At 62.1% G+C, this 9983-nt stretch carries 10 protein-coding genes; 6 read left to right on the top strand and 4 right to left on the bottom strand.

The window, feature by feature from the left end:
* Both GA0061105_RS21790 and GA0061105_RS21785 read left to right on the top strand, forming a co-directional pair.
* Nucleotides 1–171: electron transfer flavoprotein subunit alpha/FixB family protein (locus tag GA0061105_RS21790; RefSeq protein ID WP_208601684.1), on the top strand; the 171-nt coding region annotated here is incomplete at its 5' end.
* 151 nt (nucleotides 172–322) lie between these two features.
* A complete protein-coding gene (locus GA0061105_RS21785) occupies nucleotides 323–1204 on the top strand; it encodes a 3-hydroxybutyryl-CoA dehydrogenase (RefSeq protein ID WP_092752759.1) in 882 nt (293 codons plus the stop codon).
* 175 nt (nucleotides 1205–1379) lie between these two features.
* Here the strand turns inward: GA0061105_RS21785 and tlpA are convergent, their stop codons facing one another.
* Entirely contained in the window at nucleotides 1380–2042 is a 663-nt protein-coding gene (tlpA, locus tag GA0061105_RS21780; RefSeq protein ID WP_092752787.1) for a thiol:disulfide interchange protein TlpA, read from the bottom strand.
* A gap of 26 nt (nucleotides 2043–2068) precedes the next feature.
* Between tlpA and argH the strand changes: the two genes are divergently transcribed.
* From argH to GA0061105_RS21760, 4 genes are all read left to right on the top strand, one after another.
* Nucleotides 2069–3472, top strand: a complete 1404-nt coding sequence (gene argH / locus GA0061105_RS21775; protein WP_064697555.1) for an argininosuccinate lyase — start codon at nucleotides 2069–2071, stop codon at nucleotides 3470–3472.
* A 128-nt stretch (nucleotides 3473–3600) separates the two neighbouring features.
* Nucleotides 3601–3795, top strand: coding sequence for an LPS translocon maturation chaperone LptM (lptM, locus tag GA0061105_RS21770; protein WP_064697554.1), 195 nt, complete (start codon nucleotides 3601–3603; stop codon nucleotides 3793–3795).
* Between the two features lie 11 nt (nucleotides 3796–3806).
* The gene (gene lysA, locus GA0061105_RS21765) at nucleotides 3807–5075 is read left to right on the top strand and encodes a diaminopimelate decarboxylase (RefSeq protein WP_064697553.1); all 1269 of its coding nucleotides are present in this window, start codon (nucleotides 3807–3809) and stop codon (nucleotides 5073–5075) included.
* Between the two features lie 166 nt (nucleotides 5076–5241).
* Complete coding sequence (locus tag GA0061105_RS21760; protein WP_092752757.1) at nucleotides 5242–7902, top strand: TIGR02302 family protein; 2661 nt, start codon at nucleotides 5242–5244, stop codon at nucleotides 7900–7902.
* A 130-nt stretch (nucleotides 7903–8032) separates the two neighbouring features.
* Here GA0061105_RS21760 and GA0061105_RS21755 read toward each other — a convergent pair whose 3' ends face one another.
* The 3 genes from GA0061105_RS21755 to GA0061105_RS21745 form a co-directional block, all read right to left on the bottom strand.
* A complete protein-coding gene (locus GA0061105_RS21755; protein WP_003543311.1) occupies nucleotides 8033–8392 on the bottom strand; it encodes a response regulator in 360 nt (119 codons plus the stop codon).
* 135 nt (nucleotides 8393–8527) lie between these two features.
* Nucleotides 8528–9070 carry a hypoxanthine phosphoribosyltransferase gene (gene hpt / locus GA0061105_RS21750; protein WP_064697551.1) on the bottom strand — a complete coding sequence of 181 codons (543 nt, stop codon included), beginning with the start codon at nucleotides 9068–9070 and terminating at the stop codon, nucleotides 8528–8530.
* A 129-nt stretch (nucleotides 9071–9199) separates the two neighbouring features.
* Nucleotides 9200–9856: a hypothetical protein gene (locus tag GA0061105_RS21745; protein ID WP_092752785.1), complete on the bottom strand. Its 657-nt coding sequence runs from the start codon at nucleotides 9854–9856 to the stop codon at nucleotides 9200–9202.
* Nucleotides 9857–9983 lie beyond the last annotated feature (127 nt).

Raw genomic sequence — 9983 nt, 5'->3', positions numbered from 1 at the left:
TATATCGCCTGCGGCATCTCCGGCGCCATCCAGCATCTCGCCGGCATGAAGGATTCGAAGGTCATCGTCGCCATCAACAAGGACGAGGAGGCGCCGATCTTCCAGGTCGCCGATTACGGCCTCGTCGCCGATCTCTTCGACGCACTGCCGGAATTGCAAAAGGCGCTCTGAGTAAGCGCTTCACCTTTCTTTCGCACTTGCGAATGACTGGAAAATTGTCTTTTATCGGGCTACTACTACTGCTGCCGGGCGACCTTTCGTCCGGCAGTATTGCTAATATAATGCGGCAACGCGGGGGCGACTGCCGAGCGGGGGTTTGGAGATGAATGCGGTGTTGAAGAATATTGGTATAATCGGTGCCGGCCAGATGGGCTGCGGCATCGCGCATGTTTCGGCCGCCGCAGGTTATCGGGTTCACATCTACGATCTCTCGCAGGACCGCATCGAATCCGGCCTCGCCACGATCAACGGCAATCTCGCCCGCTTGGTGACGAATGGCAAGATGACCGATGAGGAACGCAAGGCGACCTTGTCGCGCATATCAGGCTCCGCCGATGTCAACGATCTCGCTCCCTCCGATCTCGTCATCGAGGCGGCCACCGAGGACGAAAGCGTCAAGCGCAAGATTTATACCCAGGTCTGCCCGGTGATGAAGCCGGAGGCGCTGCTTGCCACCAACACTTCTTCACTTTCCATCACACGGCTTGCTGCCGCCACCGACCGTGCCGAGCGCTTCATGGGCATACATTTCATGAACCCGGTGCCGGTGATGAAACTGGTCGAGCTAGTGCGCGGCATCGCCACCGACGAGAAGACCTTCAGCGCCGCCAAGGAGTTCGTCGGCTCGCTGGAAAAAACCGTTACCGTCGCAGAGGACTTCCCGGCCTTCATCGTCAACCGCATCCTGCTGCCGATGATCAATGAGGCGATCTATACGCTCTACGAAGGCGTCGGCACAGTCGACGCCATCGATACGGCAATGAAGCTCGGCGCCAACCATCCCATGGGACCGCTGCAGCTCGCCGATTTCATCGGCCTCGACACCTGCCTGTCGATCATGCAGGTGCTGCATGACGGCCTGGCGGACTCGAAATACCGCCCCTGCCCGCTGCTGGTGAAATATGTCGAAGCCGGCTGGCTCGGACGCAAGTCCGGCCGCGGCTTCTATGACTATCGCGGCGAAGTGCCCGTCCCGACGCGGTAAACGGGCGTCATCAGAAAGGGCGAATCGACCGGACGCCCGCTAAATGCTTTCCTTGCCAAGAACGGGAGGAAACGCCATGTCGACCGAAACACCCATGTTCCTGCTGCAATGCTGCGTCCTGATCGGAATTGCGGGCGTGTTCCTCATAAGAGGAGATGGCGACTCCTGAGCGCACTCAGGAGCCGATCACACCCTTGATCAGCGCCTTTGCATCTTCGCTGTCCCAGGCGGCAGGTCCGTTCATGGCAGAGATCAGGCAGCCTTCATCGTCGAGCAGCAGCGTCACCGGCAGACCGAAGGCGAGACCTTCCTTCTTCAAGCTGTTGAAGACGCCGATCGTGTTGTCGCGGTAAAGCTGCAGCGCGTCGACGCCGGTCTCGGCGAGGAACGTCTTCGGCTTTTCATCGTCGCCACTGTCGATATTGACGGTGACGACCTCGAACTTCTCGCTGCCCATCTCCTTTTCGAGCATATTCAACGCCGGCATTTCCTCGCGGCAGGGAACGCACCAGGTCGCCCAAAGATTGAGAAGCACGGTCTTGCCGGCGAAATGATCGAGCTTCAGCGGTTTGCCGTCCGGTCCGTTGAAGGTAACCGCGCTCAGCTTGCGCGGCTCGTTGGCGGCAACCATGGCGGCCACCTGCCCCTTCATGAGCGGCGCCAGATTGGCGGCGCGCTCCTTCGCAAGCGGGCATTCGGCCGAAGCGCTATCACCGACGCCATTGCCAATCCCCGTCTCCTTCACGTATACCGCTGCCGCACCAGCAACAACGCCTGCGACGGCGGCGATTGCGATCAGTTTTACGGACGGCAGGCCGAAGGGTTTTTTCGTCGTCATTTCATTCTCCAGGACGGACATCTTCCATGGCCGAGAGCAACACGGACACCAAATCCTCCAACCAGATGTGGGGTGGGCGCTTCGCCTCCGGCCCGGACGCGATCATGGAGGAGATAAATGCCTCGATCGGTTTCGACAAGAAGCTATTCGCGCAGGATATCCGCGGTTCCATCGCCCATGCGACGATGCTCGCCCATCAGGGGATCATTTCATCAGACGATAAGGACAAGATCGTTCACGGGCTAAACACGATCCTGTCAGAGATCGAAAGCGGCAATTTCGAATTCTCGCGCCGGCTCGAAGACATCCACATGAATATCGAGGCGCGGCTGGCGACGCTGATCGGACCGGCCGCCGGCCGGCTGCACACCGCCCGCTCGCGCAACGACCAGGTGGCGCTCGACTTTCGCCTCTGGGTGAAGGAAGAGCTCGAGAAGACCGAGAAGATGCTGACCGGCCTGATTGCCGCCTTCCTCGACCGCGCCGAGGAACACGCCGAAAGCGTCATGCCGGGCTTCACCCACCTGCAGACCGCCCAGCCTGTCACCTTCGGCCATCACTGCATGGCGTATGTCGAAATGTTCGGCCGCGACCGCTCGCGCGTGCGCCACGCTATCGAGCACCTGGACGAAAGCCCGATCGGCGCCGCCGCCCTTGCCGGCACGGGCTACCCGATCGACCGCCACATGACGGCGAAGGCTTTGGGCTTCCGCGAGCCGACCCGCAACTCCATCGACACGGTCTCCGACCGCGACTTCGCCATCGAATTTTTGGCGATCGCCGCGATTACGGGCATGCATCTGTCGCGTCTGGCAGAAGAGATCGTCATCTGGTCGACCCCGCAATTCGGCTTCGTGCGCCTGTCCGACGCCTTCTCGACCGGCTCCTCGATCATGCCGCAGAAGAAAAACCCCGATGCGGCCGAACTGGTGCGCGCCAAGACCGGCCGCATCAACGGCTCGCTGGTGGCACTGCTGACGATCATGAAAGGCCTGCCCCTCGCCTATTCGAAGGACATGCAGGAGGACAAGGAACAGGTCTTCGACGCGGCCGAAAGCCTGGAACTGGCGATCGCCGCCATGACCGGCATGGTGCGCGACATGACCGTCAACACGGCGCGCATGAAGGCGGCGGCCGGCTCCGGCTTTTCGACGGCGACCGACCTCGCCGACTGGCTGGTGCGCGAAGCCGGCCTGCCCTTCCGCGATGCCCATCACGTCACCGGCCGCGCCGTGGCGCTCGCCGAGAGCAAAGGCTGCGATCTCGCCGAGCTGCCGCTCTCCGACCTGCAGGCTATCCATTCGGCGATAACCGACAAGGTTTACGACATATTGACCGTGGAAGCCTCCGTCGCCAGCCGCAAGAGCTTCGGCGGCACGGCGCCCTCCGAAGTGCGCAGGCAGATTGCCTTCTGGCGCGCCCGCAACTGAGAAATTGCGGGGTGAAAACCCGCCTCGTCCTTCCCGTCGACGTGGGAGGAGCGCCCAACAATCGGGGTGCACAAGGCGGATAAACTTCGCTATGAAGATGTCCATCATAGCCGCACAAGAGGATATCCATGCAGAAGAGCTTGCCGCATCTCATCCGCCTGACGGTGGTTCTCGCCGTCGTCGGCCTTGCCGTTGCCGGATGCGGACGCAAGGGTGATCTCGATCCGCCGAGTGCTGCGGCAACCAAGGAAGGTGACGTTTCCAAGCCGACGAAACAGCCGGGAACCGTTGACAAGCCCTTCCTTCTCGATCCTCTTCTTTAAGGCATAAGCCCGTGAACCACTTCGAGTACCGCGACGGCGTCCTGCATGCCGAAAATGTTCCCGTTCCCGAGATCGCCAAGGCGGTCGGCACGCCTTTCTACGTCTATTCCACCGCGACGCTGGAACGCCATTACCGGGTCTTCTCGGAGGCTTTCGCCGATATGGACTCGATGGTCTGCTATGCGATGAAGGCGAATTCGAACCAGGCGGTGCTGAAGACGCTCGGCCGCCTCGGCGCAGGCATCGACGTTGTTTCGGAAGGGGAGCTGCGCCGCGCGCTCGCGGCCGACATTCCGGCCAGCCGCATCATGTTTTCAGGCGTCGGCAAGACCCCATCCGAAATGGATTTCGCTCTCGAAGCCGGCATCTATTGCTTCAACGTCGAATCCGAACCCGAGCTCGAAATCCTCAATCAGCGCGCCGTCAGCGCCGGTAAAAAGGCGCCTGTCTCGTTCCGCATCAATCCCGACGTCGATGCCAGGACGCACTCGAAGATCTCGACCGGCAAGAAGGAAAACAAGTTCGGCATCTCCTGGGAGCGCGCCCGCGCCATCTACGCCCATGCCGCCAAGCTGCCCGGCATCGAGGTCACCGGCATCGACATGCATATCGGCAGCCAGATCACCGAGCTGCAGCCGTTCGACGATGCCTTCAAGTTGCTGCGCGACCTCGTCGCGACGCTACGCGCCGACGGCCACACCATTCATCACGTCGATATCGGCGGCGGCCTCGGCGTCCCCTACAAGGATGACAACAATCCGCCGCCGCTGCCGGACGCCTATGCGGCGATCGTCAAGAACCAGCTGCGCGGTCTGGACTGCAAGATCGTCACCGAGCCGGGCCGGCTGATCGTCGGCAATGCCGGCATCCTGGTGACCGAAGTCCTCTATGTGAAGGACGGCGGCGAGAAGACGTTCGTCATCGTTGATGGCGCAATGAACGATCTCATCCGCCCGACGCTCTACGAGGCCTATCACGAGATCCGTCCGGTAACGATCTCAGCGGCGAACGCGCCGCGCATCCGCGCCGACGTCGTCGGGCCCGTTTGCGAGACCGGCGATTATCTGGCGCTCGACCGCGAGATGGCCATGCCGAAACCCGGCGACCTGATCGCTGTTAGCACGGCCGGCGCCTACGGGGCCGTTCAGGCCGGCACCTATAACAGCCGCCTGCTGGTGCCCGAAGTTCTGGTCAAGGGCAGCGATTTCCATGCGATTCGTCCGCGCAGAACCTATGCCGAGCTGATCAGCCTCGATTCCGTTCCAGCCTGGCTCGACTGAACAGCAACATCACTTTTTGGCGAATAAACGTGAAAAGGCGGTATTACCGCCCGCTCGCCCTCGCCTTCGCCACAAAGAGTGTTATCCTTTCGTTCATGAGCGTATTGCCCCGCAATCGCCGGAAGCGCCCTCTGTTCCAGAACACCAGATCGCGGAGACCGGACCGATGACAAGCCCCTCAAGGCAGAAGAAAGGTGCATTTGCGCTCCGCCCTGCGCTTGCCCGGCTGGTGACGACGAAACGCCTGCTGGCGCGCATCGTGCTCTTTTGTGAGCAGCTGCTGCCGCCGCTGTTGCCGGTGCTGTCGGTCGTCGCCTTTTATCTCTCCGCCTCCTGGTTCGGCGTCTTCCGCAGCGTGCCCGACTGGCTGCGCATTCTTTTGCTGATCGCCTTCGCTCTCGGCTTGATCGTTGCCCTCCTTCCCCTCCGCATTCTGCGCTGGCCGAAAGTCGCCGAGGCCGACCGCCTGCTGGAAGAACGCAACGGCCTGCCACACCAGCCGGTCACCGTCCAGGAAGATGAACCGGCCTTCGATACACCTTATGCCCAAGCCCTTTGGCGCGAGCACCAGGTGCGCATGGCTGAAAAGATCGCAGCGCTCGATGCAGGCATGCCAAGGCCGAATATTGCCGCGCACGATCGTTTCGCCCTTCGCGCCGTTCCGGCGCTGCTTTTGGTCACCGCCTTTGGCTATTCGCTGTCGATCAACGGCGGCTCGATCCGCGACGCATTGCAGGCGGCCCCGGAACAGGTGAGGGTCGATCCGGCCGTGCGCATAGACGCCTGGGTGACACCACCCTCCTATACCGGTCGCGCGCCGGTTTATCTGACCGCCGACGGCAGCGAACAGGCGCCGATCGGCATCCCGCAGTTTTCCGGTCTCACTGTGCGCGTCAGCGGCGGAAAGACGGCCGAAAAGGTCGTGTTCCGCAAGGCAAACGGCGAGGCGCGGGATATCGCCGTGCAAGCCGATACAAAGCCGCAGCAGGCAACCGCATCCGCCGGCGATCAGTCGACGACAGGGGCACCCGCCAACAATGCCCTTGTCGCGCAGACGCATGTGATGAAGCTCGAGGAAAACGGCGCCCTCGAAGTCAACGGTCGCCGCTGGAGCTTCGACGTGCTGCCCGACAAGGCGCCTGAGATCGCCTTCGACGGCATGCCGAAGGCGAGCGTCAACGGCGCGCTCGAGATCGGCTTCACCGTCAAGGACGATTACGGCGTCCAGGAGGCTCATGCGGAGATCGTTCCGGTCGAAGTCGATCCGTCCGCCACGCCGCTCTATCCGCTGCCGGAATACCGGCTGGATATTCCCCGCCGCAACGCCCGCGACGCCAAGGGCGTGACCAGCCGGAACCTGACCGAACATCCGCTTGCCGGCAAGCGCGTCCGCGTGACGCTTGTCGCCAGGGACGCCGCCGGCCAGACCGGCCGCAGCCCGCCCCACGACATGAGGCTGCCGTCGCGGCCCTTCAACGAGCCGCTTGCCGCAGCCGTCGCCGAGGAACGGCAGGTTTTCGCGCTCGATACCCGCAAGATGCCGCAGGCGATCGCGCTGAACGAGGCGCTGACCATCCGTCCCGAGGAGACGATTCCCAAGCTCACCAACTACCTGCTGCTGGAATCCGCCTTGGCCCGCATGAAACTCGCCAAGAGCGACGAGGCGCTGAAGGATACCGCCCAGTATCTCTGGGAGATTGCCCTCGGCATGGAGGACGGCGACCTTTCGCTTGCCGAGCGCAAGCTGCGTGAAGCTCAGCAGAAGCTTGCCGACGCTTTGAACCGCAACGCGCCGGACGACGAGATCAAGAAGCTGATGGACGAGCTGCGCAAGGCGATGCAGGACTATCTGACAGAGCTTGCCCAGCGCATGCAGAACGCCCCGATGATGCAGCCGAACCAGAACGCGCAGAACATGCTGCGCCAGCAGGATCTGGAGCGGATGATGGACCAGATCGAGAATCTCGCCCGCTCCGGCAATCGCGACGCGGCGCAGCAGATGCTCTCGGAACTGCAGCGCATGATGAACAACCTGCAGGCCGGCCGGCCGCAGCGCGGCCAGCAGGGCCAGGAAAACAGCGAAGCCCGCAAGCAGATCGACAAACTCGGGGAGATCCTGCGCGACCAGCAGAAACTGATGGAAGAGACCTTCCGGCTCGATCAGCAGCTCAAGGACCGCATGCAGCGCGGCGAGCTCGATATGGGCGAGAACGATCCGTTTCTCGACGAGATGCCTCCCGGGCAGAACGGCCAGCAGCAGGATCAGCAGCAGGGCCAGCAAGGCGAAGAGGGCCAGCAGCCCTCCGACCAGATGACGGCCGAGCAGCTGCGCGAGGCGCTGAAACAGCTGCGCACCCGCCAGGACGCCCTCGGCAAGCAGCTTGGTGAACTGCAGAAGAGCCTCGGCGAGATGGGCATGAAGCCGGGCCCGGGCTTCGGCCAGGCGCAGCGCGAGATGGAAGGTGCCGGCCGTGAACTCGGCCAGGGCCGCGGCCAGCCGGCAATCGAGGGCCAGGGCCGCGCGCTTGAGGCACTTCGCCAGGGTGCGCGCGACATGATGAACCAGATGATGCAGGCGCAGCAAGGCCAGCAGGGGCAAGGCCCGAACGGCCAGGTGGGACAGGGCGATCAGAACGGTCGCGATCCGCTCGGACGGCCGCGCCAGACCCAAGGACCGGACTTCGGCGACAACAACGTTAAGGTGCCCGACGAAATCGACGTTCAGCGGGCGCGAGAAATTCTTGACGCGATCCGCGAGAAGCTCGGCAACAATCCGCCACAGGAGATGGAACGGCGATATCTCGAGCGGCTGCTGGACATCCAGTAGACCTTCGATACCGCCGCAGCGAGATTGGGTTCCAAAGCGCGTTGCGGTCTTTCAGATTCGCTTGCGCGCTTTAGCCATTGATTTCCGCATGCGCGATCGCAGCGCCGTTGCGCTTTTGGCGTGATATGCTTTACGCGACAAGCGCCCGGGCAACCGCCTTGCGTATATCGGGAAGCGCGAATGGCTTGGCGACGACGTCGATAATCTTTTCGGCAAGATCGTCGGCCCGTTCGCGCTGTTCGGCATAGCCGGTCATCAGCAGGATCTTCAAGCCGGGGAAAGCGTCCTTCGCCTGATGGGCAAGCTCGATGCCGTCCATGACAGGCATGCGGATATCCGAAAGCAGCAGGTCATAGACCCCGTCCTTCAGCTTTTCCAATCCCTCGGCTCCATCGGCCGCTTCATCGGTCTCGTGACCGTCGAGCCGCAGGGCCCGGGCTACGAAAGACCGCAGGGAATCCTCGTCTTCCGTAATCAGAATTCTTGCCATATGTGCATTGCTCCGTCTTCAGCCCCGCGACGGAAATCACCAGACTTTCCTTTTCGATCGGTAAAGATGGCGAAGCGATGGACGAGATGGTTAACAACCCGTCTTCACCGGCAATGGCGCGACGCCTGCATTCGCTCAGGCGTCGCCGGTCACCACGCCGACGAAGGGCAATTCGCGAAACGCATAGGCAACGTCCATGCCGTACCCGACGACGAAATAATCGGGGCATTCGAAGCCGACATAATCGGCCTCCAGCTTTTCCTTGCGCTTGACCCGCTTGTCGAGCAGCACGGCGATCGTGACGTTGCGCGCGCCACGTTCGAAGAGCAGCTCCTTGGCAAAGAGAAGCGTCCGGCCGGACTCGAGAATATCGTCGATCAAGAGGACGTCTCGGCCGTGCACGTCGCTGTCGATATCCTTTACGATGCGCACGCCCTGCGAAACAGTGCCGCTGCCGTAGCTCGACAGCGTGATGAACTCGACCTCCGGGGCAAGCCCGGTGTCATGCAGGGCGCGGATCAGGTCGGCGGCGAAGATGAAGGAGCCCTTGAGCACGGCGATGACGAGCAGGTCCTTGGTCGGGCCGCTGGCGATCTCCCGCGCCATCGAATGATTGCGCTCGGCGATCTGCTCGGCGGTGAAGAGCGGCTCGATGTTTTTTCCGCGCACGACAGGCATAGGGGCTTGCTCCATGAAAAGAAGGGTAAGCCGTTAGCACATATGTGAGCCTGAAACAGCCTCGTCGGTTATGAAATCAACGGGATTGGCGCGCGCTGTGGCCGAAACCCATCACGGCTCCCGTTGCTTTTACGGCAGGAACGAAAGCCGGACCTCCGGCATCTTTCCACCGGCATGTCGTACCCGTGCCGAAAAGCCCCGGCTCTGGCCGGCATAGATGACGTCGGTCGGTGGGTTGATGACGACGCTTGCGGTCAGCCGCTCGTCGGTTACGAGATCGGCGCGGATCGGCTGCACCGTCTGCGTGGTGCCGCCTCCATTTTCGATAATGCCGTTGATGACGAGCACACGCATGCCGTTCGCATCGCGAGGCGTCACGGTCACATGGGTGAAATGCAGTGGCGCTGCTGAAGCGCCGCCCTCGGCGGATAGGCCGGAAAAGCCGCCTGCGACCCCGAAGACGAGCACGGCGAGCGCCAGTACCAGTATTGCAAAGCTGCGTAGCGACGCGCGCTGCAGCCAGGATTCCGCCGTCCGCAGTGCCGAAGCAGCCATCGCCAAGAAGAGCGGCGGCTGTGCGAGGGCGCTCGCTGCCTTCACGCGCATGCGGTTGTCGTTATGGATCTTGGCGCTGAATTCCTTCGGCCTGGCTTTGCCCACCGTCACGAATTCGGCGTCGGAAATATCGGCAGGACGTGTCGTGCGATATTGGCGGCGTGCAGGCTCCGGCGGCAGGAAATCATAGGCCTGGCCCGGTGTCCGGCGGCTGAATGAGGATGCTTCCATGGTGGCTGCCTCGCAGATGTCCACATGGTTTCGATGCCAGTGGTAATCTTGGCATTGAAACGAATCCTCCTCAGTCGTAAATTTTAATGGTTAATGCTTCGCAAAGATTGCCATCAAACGGGCGTCT

It is taken from the genome of Rhizobium aethiopicum (assembly GCF_900094625.1).
GTDB classification, from domain to species: domain Bacteria; phylum Pseudomonadota; class Alphaproteobacteria; order Rhizobiales; family Rhizobiaceae; genus Rhizobium; species Rhizobium aethiopicum.
This window is presented reverse-complemented; position numbering and strand designations above follow the sequence as displayed.

Coding starts and splice junctions, on each gene's coding strand:
- GA0061105_RS21785 (WP_092752759.1), top strand. CDS start 323: ATGAATGCGGTGTTGAAGAATATTGGTATAATCGGTGCCGGCCAGATG.
- tlpA (WP_092752787.1), bottom strand. CDS start 2,042: ATGACGACGAAAAAACCCTTCGGCCTGCCGTCCGTAAAACTGATCGCA.
- argH (WP_064697555.1), top strand. CDS start 2,069: ATGGCCGAGAGCAACACGGACACCAAATCCTCCAACCAGATGTGGGGT.
- lptM (WP_064697554.1), top strand. CDS start 3,601: ATGCAGAAGAGCTTGCCGCATCTCATCCGCCTGACGGTGGTTCTCGCC.
- GA0061105_RS21760 (WP_092752757.1), top strand. CDS start 5,242: ATGACAAGCCCCTCAAGGCAGAAGAAAGGTGCATTTGCGCTCCGCCCT.
- GA0061105_RS21755 (WP_003543311.1), bottom strand. CDS start 8,392: ATGGCAAGAATTCTGATTACGGAAGACGAGGATTCCCTGCGGTCTTTC.
- hpt (WP_064697551.1), bottom strand. CDS start 9,070: ATGCCTGTCGTGCGCGGAAAAAACATCGAGCCGCTCTTCACCGCCGAG.
- GA0061105_RS21745 (WP_092752785.1), bottom strand. CDS start 9,856: ATGGAAGCATCCTCATTCAGCCGCCGGACACCGGGCCAGGCCTATGAT.